Origin of the sequence: uncultured Serinicoccus sp. (assembly GCF_947487915.1) — a bacterium.
Lineage (GTDB): Bacteria > Actinomycetota > Actinomycetes > Actinomycetales > Dermatophilaceae > Ornithinicoccus.
The window spans coordinates 295,603-315,545 of sequence record NZ_CANKYH010000005.1; the positions used below are offsets into that span (position 1 = coordinate 295,603).

Consider the following 19,943-nt stretch of genomic DNA (forward strand, 5'->3'; position numbering starts at 1 on the left):
ACCCAACGTCAACAGGGTTTGACCTGCGGGTATGTCCTTTACCTCACCGTTCCGAAGCAGGTCTCAGCCCTCGCCCGGCGAGAGGGTGCACAATCAGGAGGTGCTCACCCGACTGCTGCGCCGCCACCTGCGGCCCTACACCGGGCTCGTCGTGACGGTGCTGGCCCTGCAGCTGGTGGCGACCCTGGCCAGCCTCTACCTGCCCAGCCTCAACGCCGACATCATCGACCGCGGCATCGTCCAGACCGACCTGCCCTACATCTGGCGGGTCGGGGCCATCATGCTCGCGGTGAGCGCCGTCCAGGCGACCGCCCAGATCGCGGCCACCTGGGCGGCGGCGCGGACGGCGATGGGGGTGGGCCGCGACGTGCGCGGCGCCGTGGTCGAGCGGGTGCTGTCCTTCTCCACCCGCGAGCTCGGCGAGTTCGGCGCCCCCTCGCTCATCACCCGCAGCACCAACGACGTCCAGCAGGTGCAGCAGGTGACTTTCATGGCGCTCGTCATGCTCGTCGCCGCCCCCATCACCGCCGTCGGCGGTGTCGTCATGGCGGTCCGGCAGGACGTCGGCCTCTCCCCGCTCATCGCCGTGGCCGTGGCGGTCCTGCTCTCTGGGATGGGGCTGATCATCGCGCGGATGGTGCCGCTGTTCCGGGCCAACCAGCGTCAGCTGGACGCCGTCAACCGGGTCATGCGCGAGCAGATCACCGGCATCCGCGTCATCCGCGCCTTCACCCGGGAGCCGCAGGAGCGGGAGCGCTTCGCCCGGACCAACGCCGAGCTCACCGGCATCGGGCTGCGGCTCGGCGACCTCATGGCCCTGATGTTCCCCTTCGTCATGCTCGTCATGAACCTCTCGAGCGTCGGGGTCATCTGGTTCGGCGCCCAGCGGGTGGCCTCCGGGGCGATGGAGGTCGGCGCGCTGACCGCCTACATCAGCTACCTCATCCAGATCCTCATGTCGATCATGATGGCGACGATGGTCGCGACGATGATCCCGCGCGCCACCGTCTCGGCCGAGCGCATCGGCGCGGTGCTCGGCACCGGCACGAGCGTCGTCGCCCCCGCACAGCCCAAGGAGCCGCGGCACGACGCCCGCGGCCTGGTCGAGCTGCGGGGTGTCTCCTTCACCTACCCCGGCGCCGAGCACCCCGTCCTGTGCGACATCGACCTCGTCGCCCGCCCGGGCACCACCACGGCCGTCGTCGGGGCCACCGGCTCGGGCAAGACCACGCTCGTCCGGCTCCTGCCGCGGCTGGCGGACGTCAGCGGGGGCGCCGTGCTTGTGGACGGCGTCGACGTGCGCGACCTCGCCCCGGAGCAGCTCTGGTCGCGGGTCGGCCTGGTGCCGCAGCGGCCCTACCTCTTCTCCGGCACCGTCGCCACCAACCTGCGCTTCGGCGACCCCGACGCCACCGACGAGCAGCTGTGGGAGGCGCTGCGGGTCGCCCAGGCCGACGACTTCGTCCGCGCCTTCCCGGAGGGGCTGGACCACCCGGTGGCCCAGGGCGGGGGCAACGTCTCCGGGGGCCAGCGGCAGCGGCTGTGCATCGCGCGGGCGCTCGTCGCGCAGCCGTCGGTCTACCTCTTCGACGACTCTTTCTCAGCCCTGGACCTCGCCACCGACGCACGGCTGCGCGCCGCCCTGCGCCCCCTCACCCGCGACTCCACCGTCCTCGTCGTCGCGCAGCGCGTCTCCACCATCGCCGACGCCGACCAGATCGTCGTCCTCGACGAGGGCCGGGTGGTCGGTGTCGGCAGGCATACCGAGCTGCTGGAGACCTGTCCGACGTATGCCGAGATCGTCCGGTCGCAGCAGCACGGGGAGGTGGCGGCGTGAGCGCCGAGGACGAGGACCGCACCCTCAGCCCGCCACCGCGCCGCGGCCCGGGCGGAGCGCACGGCGCGGCGGTGCCGGTCGAGAAGCCGAGCGACTTCGCGGGCTCGGCCCGCCGGCTCGCCGGCCGCCTGTCCCCCTACCGCGCCTACGTCGCCCTGTCCGTCCTGCTCACCCTCGTCGCCGTGCTGCTCAGCGTGCTCGGGCCGCGGGTGCTGGGCCGGGCCACCGACTACGTCTTCGCCGGGTTCCTGGGCGCCCGGCTGCCGGACGGCGCGAGCGTGGACTCGGTGGTCCGCGGGCTGCGGGCCGACGGGCAGGACACCATGGCCGACCTGGTGGCGGGCACGCCCTACCTCGTGCCCGGCCAGGGGATCGACTTCGGCGCCGTCGGACGCACGGTCTCCGTGGTGGTCGCGCTCTACGCCGGCTCCGCGCTGCTCATGTGGGCCTCGACCCGGCTGGTCAACCGGATCTCGATGCGGACCGTCCGCGACCTGCGCTCCGACGCCGAGGACCAGCTGCACGAGCTGCCCCTGGCCTACTTCGACGGCCGCCCGCGCGGGGAGATCCTCTCCCGGGTCACCAACGACCTGGACAACCTGCAGCAGACCCTGCAGCAGACTTTCGGCCAGCTGCTCAACGCCCTGGTCACGGTGGTCGCGATCCTCGCCATGATGCTGTGGATCTCGCCGACGCTCACGCTCATCGCGGTCCTGTCCGTCCCGATCTCGGTCCTGGTGACCGTGCTCATCGCCCGCCGCAGCCAGAAGCTCTTCAAGGCCCAGTGGGCGCACACCGGCACCCTCAACGGACAGATCGAGGAGGCCTTCACCGGCCACGAGCTGGTGACCGTCTTCGGTCGTCGCGAGCAGGTGGTCGGGCGGGTGCGGGAGATCAACGAGCAGCTCTACGACGTCACCTGGCGGGCGCAGTTCATGAGCGGCGTGATCATGCCCGCGATGTTCCTCATCGGCAACCTCGGGTATGTCCTGGTCGCCGTCGTGGGAGCGCTGCGGGTGACCTCGGGCACGCTGTCGCTCGGCAGCGTGCAGGCGTTCATCCAGTACTCCCGCCAGTTCACCCAGCCGGTGACCCAGGTCGCCTCCATGGCCAACCTGCTCCAGTCGGGCGTGGCCTCCGCCGAGCGCACCTTCGAGCTGCTCGACGCGCCCCGCCAGACTCCCGACCCGGCCGACGCGCCGCCCGCCCCCCGCGGCCGCAGCGGGCGCATCGTCTTCGAGGACGTGCGCTTCTCCTACGGCGAGGAGCCGCTCATCGAGGACCTCTCCCTCGTCGCGGAGCCCGGGCAGACGGTCGCGATCGTGGGGCCGACCGGGGCGGGCAAGACCACGCTGGTCAACCTCATCCTGCGCTTCTACGAGCTGGACGGCGGCCGGATCACCCTCGACGGCCGGGACGTCACCACGATGACCCGCGAGGACCTGCGGTCCCGGGTCGGCATGGTGCTGCAGGACACCTGGCTCTTCGAGGGCAGCATCGCCGACAACATCGCCTACGGCCGACCGGGGGCGAGCGCCGAGGAGGTGCGCGCGGCCGCCGAGGCGGCCTACGTCGACCGGTTCGTGCAGCACCTGCCCGAGGGCTACGACACGGTCCTCGACGACGACGCCGGCGCCGTGTCCGTCGGGGAGAAGCAGCTCCTCACCATCGCCCGGGCGTTCGTGGCCCAGCCCTCGCTGCTCATCCTCGACGAGGCGACCAGCTCGGTGGACACCCGCACCGAGCTGCTCGTGCAGGAGGCGATGGCCCGGCTGCGGGCGGACCGCACCAGCTTCGTCATCGCCCACCGGCTCTCGACGATCCGCGACGCCGACCTCATCCTCGTCATGGTGGCGGGTCGCATCGTCGAGCAGGGCACGCACGACGACCTGCTGCAGCGCGACGGCGCCTACGCCCGCCTGCACGCCGCGCAGTTCCGCGGGGCCGCCGTGCAGGTGGACGCCGAGGAACCTGCCGCCCCCGCCGCCCCCTGAGGCCGCCCCCTCCTGCCGCACCGGACGCGCGTCCGCGCGCCTACATCGCCCGCGCGAGGCTGCGCCGGAGCAGCAGCGAGCCGAGGACGAGCACGCCGATGGCCATCGCCGCGAGGACCCCGAGCTGGGGCCACACGTCGGCGATCCCCGCCCCCTGGCGCTGGATCTGCGCCATGGCGTCGTTGGCCCAGGCGTGCGGGGTGAGCTGCGCGACCTGCCGCAGGGTGTCGGAGTAGAACTCGAGCGGCACCATCGAGCCGCCGACCGCCCCGAGCACCAGCCCGCCGCCCACGGCCAGCCCGCTGGCGGCACCCTCGCTGTCGACCAGGACCCCGATGACCATCGCGACCCCGGCGGCGACGAGCCCGAAGACGAGGAGCACCACGACGGCCACCCCGAGCGAACCCCAGCGCACCCCGAAGAGCAGGCTGGAGGCCAGCATGATGTAGGCCCCCTGGACCAGGGCGATGACGACCCGCCCCGTCGTCAGCCCCGCCATCGCCTGGGCGGTCGTCACCGGGGCGGCCATGGTCCGCCGGACCACCCCGTCCCGCCGGGCCTTGATGAGGGCCGGCGCGGCGTTGAGGGTGCTGAGGAAGACGAAGAGCAGCAGCTGCGCGACCGCGCCGCTGTCGAACTGCTCGACCCCCTCGAAGGCCACGGCCACCGGGTCCTCGGGCTCCTGCACGAGCAGCTGTGCCGGCGGGACGAGGGTCGAGGCGTCGTCGAGCGCAGCCCGCGCCTCGGCCTCGTCGCCGAAGGTCTCCAGCAGACCGACCTGCGCGGCCTCCGTGGCGACCGCCTCCGCCTGGGCACGGACCACCTGCGCCACCGCCGGGGCCTCGGACGAGGATCCGGTGATGATCTCCAGCTCCATCGGTATGCCGTCGCGGTAGGCCGCCTCCGCCTCCGGGTCGAGGAGGACGCCGACCTCGGCGCTGCCCCGGGACACGTCCTCCTGGACGAGCTCCGGTGTGTCGCGGAGGGTGACCGCGAGCTCGGCATCCTCCCACCCTTCGACCAGGGCCTGCGTCGCCGCGCCGCCGGGGCCCTGCACCGAGAGCGGCGCGCCGGACCGGTCGCTGCCGAACTGCCAGCCGATGACCGCCACCATGGCCAACGGCAGGATGAGCACGAAGAAGAGGTTGGACCGGTCGGCGAGGAAGCGCCGCAGCTCCACCCAGGCGATCGCCAGCACGACCCTCACAGCACGTCCCTCCGCCCTGGCACGAGCACGGCGAGCGCCGTCATCGCCACGCACATCAGCCCCGTGGCCGCCAGGACCGGCGCGAGGTCGACCACCCCGCCGCCCCCGGCCGTGATGCCCAGGCCGCGGCCCAGCGCGGTGACCGGGTTGAGCTGCAGCACGGTGCCCAGGACCCCCTCGGAGCTCACCCGGAAGAAGGCTCCGCCGCTCATCCCCAGCGTGATCGCCACGATGGTCTGCGCCACCCCCGCCTGCTCCGCCGTGCGGGTGACCTTGGCGATGACGAACATGATCGAGGTCGCGGCGGCCACGACGGCCAGGAGCAGCACGGCGATGACGGCGGGCGACCCGAGGTGGACGTCGTCGAAGAGGAGCGAGCCGGCGAGGAGCAGCACCCCGGTCGCCACGACCCCGAGCACCCAGCTGGACAGCCCCTTGGACAGCGGTACCCACCACGAGGGGATCGGCATCGACAGCAGCCGGGCGAGGGTGCCCCACTCCCGCTCCACGACCAGCCCCAGGACCCCGAAGCCCACGGTGAAGAGCAGGAAGAACCCGGCCTGGCCGGCGACGATCGACTCCCGGGCGGACAGCTGCTCGTCGGCCGTCTCGCCCTGGGCCCAGCGCACGGAGGGCCCGGTGGCCGCGTCCTCGGCCAGGACGGCGTCGACCTCCTGGGGCTGTCCGCCCAGCTCCTCCGCCGCGGCGGCGGTGCGCGCCGTCGCGGTGAACTGCCGCAGCACGCCGTCGACGACCGCGGTGACGACCTCGCCCTCCAGGCCGGGGGACTCGGGCAGCCGCACCCGCACCTGCGGCGCGTCCCCGGCGGCGAGGGCGGCGGAGAATCCGTCCGGGACGAGGACGCCGGCCCCGATCTCGCCGTCCGCGAGGAGCGTAGGCACGTCGGCGGCGTCCGCCTCGACGACCGTCACGTCGACGGCGTCGTCGAGTCCGTCCAGCGTCTCCGCGAGGGTCCCTGTGAGCGGGTCCTCCGCGGGCCCGCTCACCGCGACGGTGACCGGCTCGAGGTCCTGGGCGAGCGGCGCGAAGATGAGCGAGAAGACCCACATGAGCGCCAGCGGCACCGCCAGCCCGAAGATGAAGATGGACCGGTCCAGCACCTGCTGCCGCAGGTCCGAACCCACCATGACCAGGACGCGTCCCATGCTCAGTCCCGCAACGCCTTGCCGGTGAGGTGCAGGAACACGGACTCGAGGTCGGGGCGGCTGATCTCGACGTCGCGCAGGGTCATGCCGGCGCCGGACGCGGTCGCCACGATGGCGCTGATCGCCTGCGGGGCTCCCTGCACCACCATGACGAGTCGTCCCTCACCGGTGATGCGGTGCACCTCGCGCACGGCGGGTATGCGGCTCACCGCCGCCTCGATCTCCTCCAGCGGTCCGTCGCCGGCGAGGGTCACCGTGTCGGTGCGCCCCGTGAGCTCCACGAGGGAGTCCCTCGTGCCCTCAGCGATCACCCGCCCGGCGTCGATGATGCCGATCCGGTCGCAGAGCCGCTCCGCCTCCTCCATGTAGTGCGTGGTGTAGAGCACCGCCATCCCCTCCCCCGACAGCGCCTCGACAGACTCCAGGATGGCGTTGCGCGACTGCGGGTCGACGCCGACGGTCGGCTCGTCGAGGATGAGCAGCCGCGGCTCGTGCAGCAGGCCGATCGCGATGTTGAGCCGACGCTTCATCCCGCCCGAGAAGGTCTTGCTGGCCCCCGTGGCGCGGTCGGTGAGGCCGACGACCTCGAGCACCTCGGCGACCCGCCGCCGCAGCGCGGCCCCCCGCATGCCCTGCAACCGCCCGAAGAAGGACAGGTTGCTGCGGGCCGAGAGCTCGGGGTAGATCGCGAGATCCTGGGGGACGAGGCCCAGGTGACGCTTGGCGGCCAGGGGGTCGCTCGCCATGTCGACCCCCTGGATGTGCACCGACCCGCCGTCCGGCCGCAGCAGCCCCGCGATCATCGAGATCGTCGTCGTCTTGCCCGCGCCGTTGGGCCCCAGGAGGCCGACCGTCTCCCCGGGGTCGATGCGCAGGCTGACCCCGTCGACCACGGTGGCGGGGCCGAAGGAGCGGCGCAGCGCGTCGACCTGGAGCACGGGAGTCGTCATGCTGACCAACCTAGGGCGTGCGAGGGCGGTGGCGCTGATGACATCTGTCGTGCTTGCGGGGTGACCTGCGACGTCCCGTCGGGACGGCAGCATAGGCTGAGCCCCGTGGCAGACGTATCGAGGACCGGGCGCCGGGCGAGGCCGCGGCTGGACGAGGAGTTCGACCGCGCGGCAGGCCGCTACGACCTGCTGACCCGGCTCAACCCCGGTTACCACGGCGCCCTGGCCGGCGCCGCCGCCGACCTGGTGGACGCCCTGCCCGAAGGCCCCCTCGTGCTGTGGGACCTCGGGTGCGGCTCCGGCCTGTCCACCAGCGCGCTCGTCGGGGCCGCCGGTCCCCGGGCCCGCATCGTCGGGCTGGACGCCTCCGCGGGGATGCTGGCGCAGGCGAGAGCCAAGGAGTGGCCGCCGGGCGTGAGCTTCGTCCACGCGCCCGCCCAGGACCTGCCGACGGTGGCCGTCGCCGAGCTGGACCGGACCGCCGACGGGGCGCTGGCGGCATACCTCCTGCGCAACGTGCCGGCCGAGCAGCGGGACGAGGTGGTCGGCGCCATCGTCGACCAGGTGCGTCCGGGCGGCTGGGTGGTGCTGCAGGACTACCACGTGAAGGGCGACCGGCGGGCGGCGCTGACCTGGTCGGCGGTCTGCCGTCTCGTCGTCACCCCGCTCGCGGCGCTGACCCGCGGCAACCCGGCGATCTACGCCTACCTGCGGCGCAGCGTCATCGACAACGACTCCACCCGCGAGCTGGAGGCCCGCCTGCGCCGGGCGGGCCTGGTGGACCTGCGGTGGAGCACCCCCCGGGGGTGGCAGCGCGGGATCCTGCACACCGTGCTGGCCCGGCGCCCGCACGAGGGGGAGACGACGTGAGCTCGCGGCCGATCCCGCCCGGACGTGACCGGCGAGCCGTGCGGCACCCCGGCCCCGCCGGCTCGGCGAGGGTGCAGGAGCAGCGTCGGGTGGTCGTCGTCGGCGGCGGCATCGCAGGCATCGCCGCGGCCACCCTGCTCGCCGAGCGCGGCGTGCAGGTGACCCTCGTCGAGGCCCAGGACCAGCTCGGGGGCCGGGTGCGCGCCTGGCCGCTCGAGGACGACCGGACGATGTCGCGTGGCTTCCACGCCTTCTTCCGGCAGTACTACACCCTGCGCTCGCTGCTGCGCCGTGTCGATCCGACCCTGGCCCACCTCGTGCCGGTGCCCGACTACCCGCTGCGCCGGGGCGACGGGCTGACCGACTCCTTCGCGGTGCTGCCGTCGAGCCCGCCGGCCAACCTCGCGACCTTCGTGGTCCGCAGCCCCACCTTCCCGGTCAGCGGCCTGGCCTCGGTCCACCTGCCGAGCGCGATCGAGCTCATCAACGTGTCCTACCCCGAGAGCCACGAGCGCTACGACGGCGAGTCCGCGGAGGCGTTCCTGGACCGGCTGCGCTTCCCCGAGGGCGCCCGGCACCTGGCCCTGGAGGTGTTCGCGCGGTCGTTCTTCGCCCACCCGGACGACTTCGGCGCCGGGGAGCTCGTGGGCATGTTCCACGCCTACTTCACCGGCTCCTCCGAGGGGCTGCTCTTCGACGTGCCGGACGACGACTACGACACCGTGCTCTGGGAACCGCTGCACCGCTACCTCCTGGCCCGGGGCGCCGACGTCCGGACGGGCACCCGGGTCCAGGAGGTCGGCTCCCCCGAGGACGGTGGGTCACCCTGGCAGGTGCGGCTCGAGGACGGCGAGACGCTGGACGCGGACGCCGTGGTCCTGGCCACCGACCCCAGGACGACCCGGGACCTGGCGGGTGAGCTCCCTGCGGCCGGTCCCGACCAGCAGGACTGGCACCGGCGGTTGGCCGCCGGCCACAACGCACCGCCCTTCGTCGTGCTGAGGCTGTGGCTCGACGGGCACGTCGAGGCGGGCCGCGAGGCCTTCCTCGGCACCAGCGGCTTCGACCTGCTCGACAACGTCACGGTGCTGGAGCGCTTCGAGGCCGGCGCGGCCCGCTGGTCGGCCGAGCACGGCGGGTCGGTCGTCGAGCTGCACGCGTATGCCGTGGACCCGGCCCGCGACCCGTCCCTGGCGGCGGACGGGGAGCTCGGCGAGCGGGGGGTCGACACCGCCGCGGTCCGGGACCGCCTGCTGGGCTCTCTGCACGAGGTCTACCCCGAGACGGCCGCGCTCTCGATCCGACACGAGGAGCTGCTCGTCGAGGACGACTGCGGCCTCGTGGGCACCGGCCCCTGGCGCGACCGGTTGACCGTCTCCACGCCATACCCCGGTCTCGTCCTGGCCGGGGACGGGGTGCGGGTGGACTGGCCGGTGGCCCTCATGGAGCGCGCCGCCGTGACCGGGGTCCTGGCCGCCAACGACCTGCTCGCCGGCTGGGGAGCGCAGGGCGAGGACGTCTGGACCGTCCCGCTGCACGGGATCCTGCGCCCCGGGCGCTACCTGTCCCGATGAGCTGCCCGGCGCACCCCGGTGGGGGCGGCCAGGGCGCGGGCGCCGAGGGGGCCCGGCGGGCGCGCCGCCCCGAGGAGCCGGCGATCCCGCGGGTCGAGCGCGTCGACGCCGACGGCCGGGCGGGCGTGAGCACGGTGTGGCGGCTGCGCGGGCTGGAGCCCGCGCGCCAGCTGCTGCGGGCGCGGCACGCGACGACGCAGGCCGGCTTCACCGCCGAGGCCATCCCCCAGGGGCGCCTCGAGCACCACCCGATCCTCGTCTCGGACGGCCCGGTGCACGACGACCAGCGACGCAAGGTGGCGCGGTTCCTCGCCCCGGCCGTCGTGACCGAGCGCTACGGCGACCTCATGGCGCAGGTGGCCGACCGCACGGTCGCGCAGGCTCTGGAGAGCGGCCGGTGCCGGCTCGACGAGGCCGCCCTGCACTACACCGTCGAGGTCACCGCCGAGCTGGTCGGGCTGACCGAGTCCGACGTGCCCGGGCTGTCCCGGCGGCTGGTGTCCTTCTTCAACCAGCCGCCCTTCGACATCGCGCGCGACGACCTGGGCCGCAGCCGTAAGGACTGGGCGCGGGCGGCCCGCAACGGGCTGTGGCCGGTCGCCCGGCTGTGGTGGCACGACGTCCGTCCGGCCATCCGGGCGCGGCGTCGGCGGCGCCGCACCGACATCGTCAGCCACCTGCTCGACGAGGGCTACAGCCGCACGAGCATCCTCGTCGAGTGCGTCACCTACGGCACCGCCGGCATGGTGACGACGCGCGAGTTCATCGTCATGGCCGCCTGGCACCTGCTCGGGGACGACGCCCTGCGTGGGCGCTACCTGGCGGCGGAGCAGCCCGAGCGGCTGGCGATCCTGGAGGAGATCATCCGGCTCGAGCCGGTCGTCGGCCACCTCTACCGCCGGGTCCGCCGGCCCGTGGAGATCACCGACGGCGAGCAGAGCTGGACGATCCCGCCGGGCGACCTCGTGGACGTGTGCGTGCGGGCCACCAACACCGACCCCGACGCGGTCGGCGCCGACCCCCAGCAGCTGTGCCCCGGCCGGGGCATGCCGCGGGGTACCGCCGGCTACGGCCTCGCCTTCGGTGACGGCGAGCACAAGTGCCCGGGGCAACCCCTGGCGCTGCTGGAGTCCGACGCGCTCCTCGTGCGCCTGCTCGTCCACCATCCGCGCCTGGTGGCCGAGCCGGAGCTGGGCTGGGACCACCTCATCGAGGGCTACTGGCTGCGGGGCTTCGAGCTGGCGCTCGACTCCGGGAGCACGTGACGGTAGGTCCACGACGTCAAGGCCGTGGCCACCATCGCGATGAGCACGCCCAGGAAGACGTGCGGCGCCACGACGCCGGAGGACCCCAGCCCGGTCTGGACCGCGACCATCGCCGCGAGCAGGACCGCCAGGGTCACGTTGACCGGCCCGGCCGAGGCACGCAGGACGAGATAGACCAGCGCGCAGGCCACCGTCAACGTGACGGTGACCCAGGCCCCCACCTCGTGGAAGGCCCGGTAGCCGGGCTCACCACCGATGAAGGCCGCCGCCCACCCGGCCTGCGCCACCACCGCGCTCAGCACGAGCGTCGCCGCCGAGCGCAGGACGATGAGGTGCGGGTGCGGCATCGCGGGGAGTGACGGCATACCTCTCACCGCGCGTCCACAGGTCCCGGGAGCCGCCGCAGCGGCCCCCGGACCAGCACGTCGCCGAGGATGGCGACCTTCACCCGGCGCGGCACCCGACGGCGCTCGGTGAAGACGTCGTAGTCGGCGGCCTCGATCCGGTCGAGGATGAGGGCGTACATCCTCAGGGCCGTGGCCACGCACCGGGCGCTGCGCGGCGGCAGCATCGCCACGCCCTGCGAGGCGTGGGCGTAGAGACCGCGGTTGCGCTCGATCTGCTCGGCCATCATCGCGCGCCACTGCGGCGTCACCCGGCGCTCGTGCGGGTCGGCGCCGTGCCGGGCGAGGTCGTCCTGCGGGAGGTAGACGCGCCCCCGGTCGAGGTCCTCGCCGACGTCGCGCAGGAAGTTGGTGAGCTGGAAGGCCAGCCCGAGGGAGCGGGCCGGGCCCTGGGCGGCCGGGTCGCGCGGCTCGAGCACCGGCAGCATCATCTCGCCGATGACGGCGGCCGAGCCCTCCATGTAGCCGTCGCGCAGCTCCTCCCAGCTGGCCCAGGTCTCCCGGGTGAGGTCCAGCTCCATGGCGCGGAAGAAGCGGTCGAAGCACTCGGGGTCGGTGCCGCGGCGGCGCAGGCTGTCGGCGACCGCCGCCATGACCGGGTCGGAGGAGCCGCCCTGCGCCAGCGCGTCGGTGAAGAGCCGCTCGAAGCCGCGCAGCCGCACGCCGGGGTCGGGGTCGGCGGGCACGGGCACGTCCACCGTCTCGGGCTCGTCCACGATGTCGTCGGCCAGGCGGCAGAGCGCGTAGACGGCGTAGACGTCGCGACGTTGCTCCGGCGCCAGCAGCCGGGCGCCCCAGTAGTAGGTGGTCCCGTGCCGCTTGGTCAGCTCCCGGCACCGTTCATACCCGAGCTCCAGGTGGGGGTCGGCCGCCGTCGCTCCGGAATGCATGGCGTCAGCCTAGTGCGGCTAGGGTTTGCGCCGGAGGTGAGACGCGCGTGAAGGACGTGGCGATCGTCGGGCTCGGCCCGGCCGGACGGGCCCTGGCGTCGGCCTGCGCGGCCCGGGGCCTGTCCGTGCTCGCGGTCGACCCGCGACCGGGAGCTGCCTGGACCCCGACCTACGGCGCGTGGACCGAGGAGCTGGTCGGTCTGCCACCCGGGGTCGTGCGGCAGCGGATCGAGGTGCCCGAGCTGTGGGCACGGGGCCGCCACCGGCTGCCCCGGGCGTATGCCGTGCTCGACAACGCGGCGCTGCAGGCCGCCCTGCCGCTGGACGCGGTGGAGCTGCGCGAGGCCCGGCTGGACGACGCGGGGGTGAGCGCGCTGTCCGCCGAGGCGAGAGTCGTGGTGGACGCGCGGGGGGCCCGTCCGGACGGACGCCGGTCGCAGGATCCAGCGCCGGCGCAGACCGCCTCCGGCATCGTCGTCACCCCCGAGGACGCGGCGCCGGCGTTGGCCGGGGCGGAGGGGATCCTCATGGACTGGAGCACCGACTGGTCGGAAGACCCCGACTCCCCTCGGGGCGTGCCGAGCTTCCTCTACGCCCTCCCGCTGGACGAGGACCGGGTGCTGCTGGAGGAGACGTGCCTCGCCGCCTCTCCCGCGATGCCGGTGCCCGAGCTGCGCGAGCGCCTGCACCGGCGGCTGCTGCGGCGTGGGGTGCGGGCGGCAGCGGTCGAGGACCCGCTCGCTCGGGAGACGGTCTGGATCCCCATGCGGGGGCGGGACGAGCCTGCGCCCTCGGGGACCCTCGCCGTCGGCACGGCAGGCCGAGGCGGCCACCTGGTCACGGGCTACTCGGTGGCGCACTCGCTGCGCTCGGCGCGGTCGCTCGCCGACCGCCTCGCGACAGGTGGGGCACCCTCGGTCGCTGACCCAGGACGACCCGGGGACCTGCTGAGGGAGGCTGGGCTGCGGGCGCTGCTGCGGCTCGACACCGCCGGGACGGTCGCGCTCTTCGAGGCGTTCGGCACCCTGCCGGCGCACCGCCAGCGCGTGGTGATGGCGCGGGAGGCCGGGGGCCTGGCACTGGGAGCGGCGATGTGGGGGATGTTCGCCGCCATGCCCGCCGCCGGTCGGACCGCGCTGGTGCGGGCCACCCTGGGGCCCTGAGTGAACTCGCCCGGGCGAGGGGGCAGAGCCGCTCACCTCGGGTCTCGGCCCGAAAGTCCGTCCTGTGACGGTTTCCGAGCCATGCCCCTTTCGAGTCGGGGTTTTGAGCCCGACCACCACCTACGGCGAAGGGCCAGAGGCGTGGCCGCGAGCGCGGCTCGAAAACGGTCGTCATTGAGCCAGCCCATTGGCTGTAGGTGACAGATCGGGGCTTGCAGCGAGCCTCGTCCAGCCCGCATCACTTGCAGGTAGTCGGTGCCGGCCGAGGCATCGGTGATGTTTTCGATGAGGCCGAGGGCCACGACTCGGTCTACGGGCCCGATGACGCACGTCGCCTGTTGGTGGCTGGCGTAATACCCCATAGGGGTATATGGTATGGTGGTCCATACGGAGAGAAGAGGAGCTGTGACGTCTAGGAGCGGTTCCAGGTGACCGGGGATGAGCTGCGGGCACTGCGAGACCGCGATCCGCGGCGAGGTCTCCGAGATTCCCGGCGTGACCGGCATCGACGTAAGTGCGGCAACGGGTCGCCTCACCGTCGCTGCCGAGCAGCCGGTGGAAGACGCTGCGGTGATCGCGGCGGTCGATGAGGCCGGCTACGCAGCCGTGAGGAATTGAGATGAAGGCACCTGCACGATGCGGACCTTCAAAGCCCGCGCTGACGACACCAGCGCTCCGGCACCAGCCGGACCGGCACCGGCCCGCGAGCCGGTGAACGTCTGACCTATCCGTCATCGACACATCCCGAAAGGAAACACAGATGACTGCACACGAGAACCTGAACCTGACCGACACCTCCTCCAGCGGTGGGAGCTGCTGCGGCCATACGCCGAGCGCCGAAGCGGTCGCGCAGACCCCCGCCGAGGAGATGACCGAATGCCGGGTGATGGCCGGCACCCCCGTCGTCAAGGCGCAGGCGGAGGAAGCTGGCCTCTACCGCGACTACCAGGGCCAGCGGTACTGGTTCTGCTGCGCCGCCTGCGGCCCCCTGTTCGACGCCGATCCCGACCGCTACGCGAACGCCGCCTGACGGCACCTGGTTCCGCGCTCCCCTTGCGCGCACTCGCACGGGAGCGCGGAGCCGTCACCCGGTCTCAGGCCGGGACCAGAAGCTGATGGACGAAGGAGACGAGATCATGATCAACGAGCCCTCGACACGTTCGGACGCGCACGCCGAGCACACGCAACATGAAGCACCCGGCACCCACGCCGGTCATCACTCGCGCGCCCACCATCAGGGTCATGACAAGGCTCCCAGTCGCCACGACGGCCATGACGCCCACGCGAACGACGAGGGACACAGCGGCCACGATTACGGGCATGCCGGTCACGGCGATCACGTCCGACAGTTCCGCCGCTTGTTCTGGATCATGCTCGTGCTCGCCGTCCCGGTCGTGGGCTTCAATGACATGTTCGCTCACCTCATCGGCTACAACCTGCCCGAAGCCGCGTGGGTCTGGTGGGTCTCGCCGATCTTGGGCACGGTCATCTACTTCTGGGGTGGGTGGCCCTTCCTTACCGGCGGGCTGAGCGAGATCCGCTCCCGCAAACCGGGGATGATGCTGCTCATCGGCCTGGCCATCACCGTGGCGTTCCTCGCGTCCTGGGGTGCCAGCCTGCGGATCCTGGACCACGAGCTGAACTTCTGGTGGGAGCTGGCGCTGCTGGTGGTCATCATGCTGCTGGGCCACTGGATCGAGATGCGCTCCCTCGCGCAGACCACCTCCGCGTTGGACTCCCTGGCCGCGCTGCTGCCCGACGAAGCCGAGAAGGTCGACGGCGACGACGTCATCAAGGTCGCTCCTGCTGATCTGGCCGTCGGCGATGTGGTCATCGTCCGTCCCGGTTCCTCGGTACCCGCCGATGGAAAGATCGTCGACGGGTCGGCCTCCATGGACGAGTCGATGGTCACCGGGGAGTCGAAGACGGTGCGCCGTGAGACCGGCGATCAGGTGGTCGCCGGCACCGTGGCCACCGACTCCGGCCTACGCGTCGAGGTCACCGCCTCCGGCGACGACACCGCCCTCGCCGGCATTCAAAAGCTCGTCTCCGACGCCCAGGCGTCCTCCTCCCGCGCGCAGCGGATCGCCGACACCGCAGCCGCCTGGTTGTTCTGGTTCGCCCTCGGTGCTGCACTGATAACTGCCCTGGTGTGGTCGCTGATCGGGCGGCCGGACGACGCCGTGGTTCGCACGATCACCGTGCTGGTCATCGCCTGCCCGCACGCCCTGGGCCTGGCGATCCCGCTGGTGGTGTCCATCGCGACCGAGCGCGCCGCCCGCGGCGGAGTGCTCATCAAAGACCGTCTCGCGCTGGAGTCCATGCGCACCGTGGACACCGCGCTGTTCGACAAGACCGGCACCCTCACCAAGGGCGAGCCGACGGTGACCGCCATCGATCCCGCCGACACCCGGACCGAGGAGGAGGTGCTGGCGCTGGCCGCCGCCGCGGAGGCCGACAGCGAGCACCCGCTCGCCCGGGCCATCGTCAGCGCCGCCCGCACCCGGAAACTCGACGTGCCCGCGGCCTCGGACTTCTCCTCCTCCCCGGCGGTCGGCGTTAAGGCCACCGTCGATGGAACCGTCATCGAGGTCGGCGGACCGTACCTACTCGACCAGCACCACGCGGACGAGCTCCCCGCCGCCGACGCCTGGCGCGGGGAAGGCGCGATCATCCTGCACGTGCTCGCCGACGGTGAGGTCATCGGGGCGCTCCGGCTGGCCGACGAGATCCGGCTCGAGTCCCGCGAAGCCGTCGACGCACTCCACGCGGCCGGGGTGCAGGTCGTGATGATCACCGGCGACGCCCAAGCCGTCGCCGACACAGTCGCGAAGGATCTCGGCATCGACCGGGTCTTCGCTGGTGTGCGTCCGCAGGACAAGGCCGCCAAGGTCGCCGAGCTCCAGAACGAGGGCAGCAAGGTCGCCATGGTCGGCGACGGCGTGAACGATGCACCCGCGCTCGCTCAGGCCGATGTCGGCATCGCCATCGGCGCGGGCACCGACGTGGCGATCGGCTCGGCCGGCGTCATCCTCGCCTCCTCTGACCCGCGCTCGGTGCTGTCCGTCATCGAGCTCTCCCGACGCAGCTACCGGAAGATGAAGCAGAACCTGTGGTGGGCCGCCGGCTACAACCTCATCTCCGTCCCCCTGGCCGCAGGCGTCCTCGCCCCAATCGGGTTCGTCCTGCCGATGAGTATTGGCGCCATCCTGATGTCGGCCTCCACCGTGGTGGTGGCGCTCAACGCCCAACTCCTGCGCCGCCTGGACCTTCGCCCCGCCCACAGCACCCGGGCCCTCCTGCGAACCGACTCCTGACCCAGAACGTCCCACCCACCTAGAAGGAGACGCCTCATGGCCAGCCTCACGCCACAGCACGAGCATCACGGCTACATCTCGGACAAGGACCGTTATCTGGCCAGGGTGAAACGGATCGAGGGACAGTCCCGGGGTATCTACCGCATGATCGACCAGGAGGCCTACTGCATCGACATCCTGACCCAGATCAGCGCTCTCACCTCAGCCCTGGAGAACGTCGCCCTGGCCCTGCTCGACGACCACCTGAAGCACTGCGTCGTCGACGCTGCCAGGACGGGCGGCCCCGAGGCGGAGGAAAAGATCGCTGAGGCCTCGCGCGCGATCGCCCGGCTCGTCAAGTCCTGACCGAGCACGCGCCCGGTAACGGAACTGCCCAATCACACCCTTGAACTGGACGACAGACCCACCATGACCCACCCGTCTGCTCGGGACTGCTGCACGGTTAGGTGACAGGTCGGGTCTATCGCTCTATCGGTGAAAGTGGCCTATCGCCCCGATTGGGGCAGGAGGGGTGGTAGGTCCGCTCCGACCGGGCTGGGGCCGGCGACCACGAGCGGACAAGTCGGGCCAAGGGCACGAAGCCAGTCAGGTCAGGGGTCACGCTCGTAGGCACCAGCCACAGCCCATCTCCATCAGGCTGCGAAGGAAAATCTTCACGGTCAGGTCAGGTGCAGGGTGGTGATGCAGGTCGGGTCATCTTCGTTCATGGTGGAGATGATGGCTGTTCCCGTCTGACCCTCGTGCTTGATCGTGAGGGTTGCCTCGATGCCGCGGGGCACCCAGACGCCGACGAACCCGTTGTCGTAGGTCTGCTGTACCTCGTCGACGAGCACGTCGCCGTCCTCGCCGGTGAGCGTGACATGGACCTCAGTGTTGTCGAGTTCGCCCAGGCAGGTGGTCAGGCTGTGGAAGTAGCAATCGTGCGTCTGCTCCCGATAGGGGGCGACCGAGATGTACACCTCCTCTTCGGGCATCGGCAGTCGTGTCTCGCGGTCTTGATCGTCGGTAAGGACGAGCGCGTCGGGTTGCACGGATGCAATCAGACCGACAGGACGGTCGACGACGGGCATCGTGTCGAGCCGCTCGATGACCTGCGTGGCGTCCAGGCCGTCCAGGTCGTGGTCCGCCAAAAACTCAGTGTCGACGGCTCGACTGCCGATGGAGGTGGATTCGGACTCGGGCGACGTTGTGGCGCATCCGGTGAGAACGAGGGCGGCGGCAAGCGTGGCGGTGGCCGTGACGATCAGACTTCGGCGACGCGGCTTGGTGGGGCGGTTCAAGGCGAGATCCTTCTAAGGTGTTGGGGGTCGGTGCCGGGCGCTCTCGCCACGGCACCGACCCTGGTGGTCAATCAGAGGGTGGCCAAGAGGTCCTGCATCTCCTGGATCTCAGCGGTCTGCGCGTCGACGATCGTCTGCGCGAGCTCGACGGCATCGGGGTTGCTGCCGTCATCGACCTGCGTCTGGGCCATCTCGACCGCTCCCTCGTGATGGACGATCATCTGCTCCAAGAAGAGTCGCGATGCCTCGGCGCCGTCGGCCACTTCGAGGGCGGCCAGGTCGTCCTCGGTCATCATGCCGTCGCCGTGATCCATGCCGTCCATCTGGCCTTCGTCGGGGTCGACGCCCCAGTCGTCCAGCCAGCCCTGAAGCTGTTCGATCTCCGGACCCTGGGCGGTCTTGATCGCCTCGGCCAGCTCGACCACCTCGGGGTGGACGCCGTCCTTGGCGAGGACGATGTCGCTCATCTGGATGGCCTGCTCGTGGTGGACGATCATCATCGAGGCGAACATCACGTCCGCGTCGTTGGCATCGGCTGCCTGCTCGGACGAGCCGTGGTCCACGCCCGGCATTGAGTCTTCGTCGTCGCTTCCGGCCGAGCACCCAGCAAGGGCCAGCGTGAGGGCGAGTGCGGCGGTCGCCGCGGTACGAAACTTCATGAGTGTTCTCCAATATCAACAGTCGCTTCAGTGGCGCGGAACCCCACATGGGCGCCGCGTGAGTGAGAGAGGGGGAACCGCCGGCGCTGGTGTGCGCCGGGTTCACTGCTCCATCACGTGCGACTGATGCAGAGAACGTGCAGCGACGGCGCCCGAGGCAGCAGCCGGTCGATGAAGCGCTCCACAAGGAGCGGCCGGAATGCAGCGTGCATCCATCCGGGCAGAAGCCGCGGCGGCACCAGGACGAAGAGGACAAACAGCAGAGCGAGCACGCACGTCATGGCCATGCCCGGATGGGCGCCACCCCCGCAGTCCGCGCAGGAACCCCCGGGATCATCAGCCGTACCGCCGGTCAACCCGTAAGAGCCCGCCGAGCCGTGATGCGCCATGCCCTGGTGCGTCTCGCCGGAGTCGGCGACGGTGACAGACAAGGGGGCAGCCGCGTGAGCGGCCGGAGTGCCGTGCAGATTCAGCGCATGCATGGCCAGCAGGCCGACAAGGATCGCCGCCACCAGCAGCCCGCCCAGCAGCGCGCACCGAGAGAGGAAAGGGCCTCTCCCAGAGCGCGTTGCAGCGACGGGTGCCATGCCCTCCACTCTAGGGGCTCTGTCGATGGCTCACCGAGCACGGGATGCCGAATCTCCCGCCCGGGAACCGGACTCCGTATCTCCATGGTCCACGGCGTCGTTACCTGTTCGTGACATTTGGCCCGGTCCTGTGTAACCTCGAAGAGTCCTCCTCCCTGGGGGGACCCCCGAGCGCGACTGCCTAGTCCTGTCCGCGCGCCGATCGGGGCCGTGGCACGTACGACACCGCTTTGACAGGAGCGGGGGAACCACCTCTGGAGCCGCCCCTGCGGCTCCTTGGGGCGACGGACCGGCCAACCCGGTCCAGGGGCACTCCAGCCCGAAGCCCGACAGCTCACCCCGCAGGCACTGGAGGAACTACATGACCCAGCGCACCACCGGCCGCCACCGTCGGCCCGGTCGTCTCCGCACGACCAGCACCACCCTGACCCGTACGGCGGCCGTGGCCGCGACGTCGACCGGCCTCCTGGCCGGTGCGGCGCTGAGCGCCAACGCAGCACCCGAGGTGCCCCAGGACCGTGACGGCCTGCTCCGTCTCGGTGTGGGCGTCAGCGCCGACCGCACGGTCACCGTGGACCGTCCGGCTGAGGCCGCCGCCGCCCCGTCCGACATCGAGCTCGACTCCTTCGGGATCGGCGGGTTCTCCGCCTACACCCCCGAGGTCGAGGTGGAGGTCGAGGAGCCGGTGCAGGCCGCCCCCGCGCAGCAGGAGCAGGCCGCTCCCGCGCAGCAGGAGCAGGTCACCGAGCAGGTCTCCGCCCGTGAGGAGACCAGCGCGAG

19 protein-coding genes and 1 riboswitch are annotated in these 19,943 nt (G+C 71.9%); of the genes, 11 read left to right on the forward strand and 8 right to left on the reverse strand.

The window, feature by feature from the left end; translation table 11 throughout:
* The first annotated feature begins 100 nt into the window (after window positions 1-100).
* Together Q0795_RS08510 and Q0795_RS08515 are read left to right on the forward strand one after the other, a co-directional pair.
* The gene (locus Q0795_RS08510; protein WP_298888804.1) at window positions 101-1,837 is read left to right on the forward strand and encodes an ABC transporter ATP-binding protein; all 1,737 of its coding nucleotides are present in this window, start codon (window positions 101-103) and stop codon (window positions 1,835-1,837) included.
* A gap of 71 nt (window positions 1,838-1,908) precedes the next feature.
* Complete coding sequence (locus Q0795_RS08515) at window positions 1,909-3,831, forward strand: ABC transporter ATP-binding protein (protein ID WP_298888846.1); 1,923 nt, start codon at window positions 1,909-1,911, stop codon at window positions 3,829-3,831.
* A gap of 40 nt (window positions 3,832-3,871) precedes the next feature.
* Here the strand turns inward: Q0795_RS08515 and Q0795_RS08520 are convergent, their stop codons facing one another.
* From Q0795_RS08520 to Q0795_RS08530, 3 genes are read right to left on the reverse strand one after another with little or no spacing between them, the layout of a single operon-like run.
* Window positions 3,872-5,038, reverse strand: coding sequence for an ABC transporter permease (locus Q0795_RS08520; RefSeq protein WP_298888806.1), 1,167 nt, complete (start codon window positions 5,036-5,038; stop codon window positions 3,872-3,874).
* Entirely contained in the window at window positions 5,035-6,204 is a 1,170-nt protein-coding gene (locus Q0795_RS08525) for an ABC transporter permease (protein WP_298888807.1), read from the reverse strand. The genes Q0795_RS08520 and Q0795_RS08525 overlap by 4 nt, the downstream gene beginning before the upstream one ends.
* Window positions 6,205-6,206: 2 nt before the next feature.
* Window positions 6,207-7,154: an ABC transporter ATP-binding protein gene (locus Q0795_RS08530; protein ID WP_298888808.1), complete on the reverse strand. Its 948-nt coding sequence runs from the start codon at window positions 7,152-7,154 to the stop codon at window positions 6,207-6,209.
* Window positions 7,155-7,259: 105 nt separating this feature from the next.
* On the opposite strand from Q0795_RS08530, the gene Q0795_RS08535 reads away from it, so the two are divergent.
* The 3 genes from Q0795_RS08535 to Q0795_RS08545 are packed head-to-tail and all read left to right on the forward strand — an operon-like array spanning window position 7,260 to window position 10,863.
* A complete protein-coding gene (locus tag Q0795_RS08535; protein WP_298888810.1) occupies window positions 7,260-8,024 on the forward strand; it encodes a methyltransferase domain-containing protein in 765 nt (254 codons plus the stop codon).
* The gene (locus Q0795_RS08540) at window positions 8,021-9,598 is read left to right on the forward strand and encodes an FAD-dependent oxidoreductase (RefSeq protein WP_298888812.1); all 1,578 of its coding nucleotides are present in this window, start codon (window positions 8,021-8,023) and stop codon (window positions 9,596-9,598) included. The genes Q0795_RS08535 and Q0795_RS08540 overlap by 4 nt, the downstream gene beginning before the upstream one ends.
* On the forward strand, window positions 9,595-10,863 hold the full coding sequence (locus tag Q0795_RS08545) for a cytochrome P450 (RefSeq protein WP_298888813.1): 1,269 nt from the start codon (window positions 9,595-9,597) through the stop codon (window positions 10,861-10,863). The genes Q0795_RS08540 and Q0795_RS08545 overlap by 4 nt, the downstream gene beginning before the upstream one ends.
* On the opposite strand, the gene Q0795_RS08550 is transcribed toward Q0795_RS08545, so the two are convergent.
* Together Q0795_RS08550 and Q0795_RS08555 are read right to left on the reverse strand one after the other, a co-directional pair.
* Window positions 10,815-11,228 (reverse strand): hypothetical protein, encoded by a 414-nt coding sequence (locus tag Q0795_RS08550; protein WP_298888814.1) that lies wholly within the window; start codon window positions 11,226-11,228, stop codon window positions 10,815-10,817. The two genes, Q0795_RS08545 and Q0795_RS08550, sit on opposite strands and share 49 nt — an antisense overlap.
* Before the next feature lie 5 nt (window positions 11,229-11,233).
* Window positions 11,234-12,157: a phytoene/squalene synthase family protein gene (locus Q0795_RS08555; protein ID WP_298888815.1), complete on the reverse strand. Its 924-nt coding sequence runs from the start codon at window positions 12,155-12,157 to the stop codon at window positions 11,234-11,236.
* A gap of 47 nt (window positions 12,158-12,204) precedes the next feature.
* Here Q0795_RS08555 and Q0795_RS08560 point away from each other — a divergent pair, with 47 nt between their 5' ends.
* From Q0795_RS08560 to Q0795_RS08580, 5 genes are all read left to right on the forward strand, one after another.
* A complete protein-coding gene (locus Q0795_RS08560) occupies window positions 12,205-13,320 on the forward strand; it encodes a lycopene cyclase family protein (protein ID WP_298888817.1) in 1,116 nt (371 codons plus the stop codon).
* A gap of 438 nt (window positions 13,321-13,758) precedes the next feature.
* Complete coding sequence (locus Q0795_RS08565; RefSeq protein WP_298888819.1) at window positions 13,759-13,938, forward strand: heavy-metal-associated domain-containing protein; 180 nt, start codon at window positions 13,759-13,761, stop codon at window positions 13,936-13,938.
* Between the two features lie 142 nt (window positions 13,939-14,080).
* Window positions 14,081-14,350 carry a YHS domain-containing protein gene (locus Q0795_RS08570; protein WP_298888821.1) on the forward strand — a complete coding sequence of 90 codons (270 nt, stop codon included), beginning with the start codon at window positions 14,081-14,083 and terminating at the stop codon, window positions 14,348-14,350.
* Between the two features lie 106 nt (window positions 14,351-14,456).
* Window positions 14,457-16,637, forward strand: a complete 2,181-nt coding sequence (locus tag Q0795_RS08575; RefSeq protein ID WP_298888847.1) for a heavy metal translocating P-type ATPase — start codon at window positions 14,457-14,459, stop codon at window positions 16,635-16,637.
* A gap of 36 nt (window positions 16,638-16,673) precedes the next feature.
* Window positions 16,674-16,982, forward strand: a complete 309-nt coding sequence (locus Q0795_RS08580) for a metal-sensitive transcriptional regulator (protein WP_298888823.1) — start codon at window positions 16,674-16,676, stop codon at window positions 16,980-16,982.
* Between the two features lie 314 nt (window positions 16,983-17,296).
* On the opposite strand, the gene Q0795_RS08585 is transcribed toward Q0795_RS08580, so the two are convergent.
* The 3 genes from Q0795_RS08585 to Q0795_RS08595 all read right to left on the reverse strand — a co-directional run bounded on the left by Q0795_RS08585 (window position 17,297) and on the right by Q0795_RS08595 (window position 19,163).
* On the reverse strand, window positions 17,297-17,917 hold the full coding sequence (locus tag Q0795_RS08585) for a CueP family metal-binding protein (RefSeq protein WP_298888825.1): 621 nt from the start codon (window positions 17,915-17,917) through the stop codon (window positions 17,297-17,299).
* A gap of 71 nt (window positions 17,918-17,988) precedes the next feature.
* The gene (locus Q0795_RS08590; protein WP_298888827.1) at window positions 17,989-18,576 is read right to left on the reverse strand and encodes a DUF305 domain-containing protein; all 588 of its coding nucleotides are present in this window, start codon (window positions 18,574-18,576) and stop codon (window positions 17,989-17,991) included.
* 113 nt (window positions 18,577-18,689) lie between these two features.
* Window positions 18,690-19,163: a DUF6153 family protein gene (locus Q0795_RS08595; RefSeq protein WP_298888829.1), complete on the reverse strand. Its 474-nt coding sequence runs from the start codon at window positions 19,161-19,163 to the stop codon at window positions 18,690-18,692.
* A gap of 213 nt (window positions 19,164-19,376) precedes the next feature.
* Window positions 19,377-19,526, forward strand: a riboswitch (cyclic di-AMP (ydaO/yuaA leader).
* On the opposite strand from Q0795_RS08595, the gene Q0795_RS08600 reads away from it, so the two are divergent.
* A partial coding sequence (locus Q0795_RS08600; protein WP_298888831.1) for a hypothetical protein occupies window positions 19,525-19,943 on the forward strand: 419 nt, incomplete at its 3' end. It overlaps the preceding riboswitch by 2 nt.

Bases quoted from the DNA above. Each gene is read 5' to 3' on its own strand.
- Q0795_RS08580 (WP_298888823.1), top strand. From the start codon at position 16,674: ATGGCCAGCCTCACGCCACAGCACGAGCATCACGGCTACATCTCGGAC.
- Q0795_RS08570 (WP_298888821.1), top strand. From the start codon at position 14,081: ATGACTGCACACGAGAACCTGAACCTGACCGACACCTCCTCCAGCGGT.
- Q0795_RS08555 (WP_298888815.1), bottom strand. From the start codon at position 12,157: ATGCATTCCGGAGCGACGGCGGCCGACCCCCACCTGGAGCTCGGGTAT.
- Q0795_RS08565 (WP_298888819.1), top strand. From the start codon at position 13,759: ATGAGCTGCGGGCACTGCGAGACCGCGATCCGCGGCGAGGTCTCCGAG.
- Q0795_RS08545 (WP_298888813.1), top strand. From the start codon at position 9,595: ATGAGCTGCCCGGCGCACCCCGGTGGGGGCGGCCAGGGCGCGGGCGCC.
- Q0795_RS08575 (WP_298888847.1), top strand. From the start codon at position 14,457: ATGATCAACGAGCCCTCGACACGTTCGGACGCGCACGCCGAGCACACG.
- Q0795_RS08595 (WP_298888829.1), bottom strand. From the start codon at position 19,163: ATGGCACCCGTCGCTGCAACGCGCTCTGGGAGAGGCCCTTTCCTCTCT.
- Q0795_RS08530 (WP_298888808.1), bottom strand. From the start codon at position 7,154: ATGACGACTCCCGTGCTCCAGGTCGACGCGCTGCGCCGCTCCTTCGGC.
- Q0795_RS08550 (WP_298888814.1), bottom strand. From the start codon at position 11,228: ATGCCGTCACTCCCCGCGATGCCGCACCCGCACCTCATCGTCCTGCGC.
- Q0795_RS08525 (WP_298888807.1), bottom strand. From the start codon at position 6,204: ATGGGACGCGTCCTGGTCATGGTGGGTTCGGACCTGCGGCAGCAGGTG.
- Q0795_RS08590 (WP_298888827.1), bottom strand. From the start codon at position 18,576: ATGAAGTTTCGTACCGCGGCGACCGCCGCACTCGCCCTCACGCTGGCC.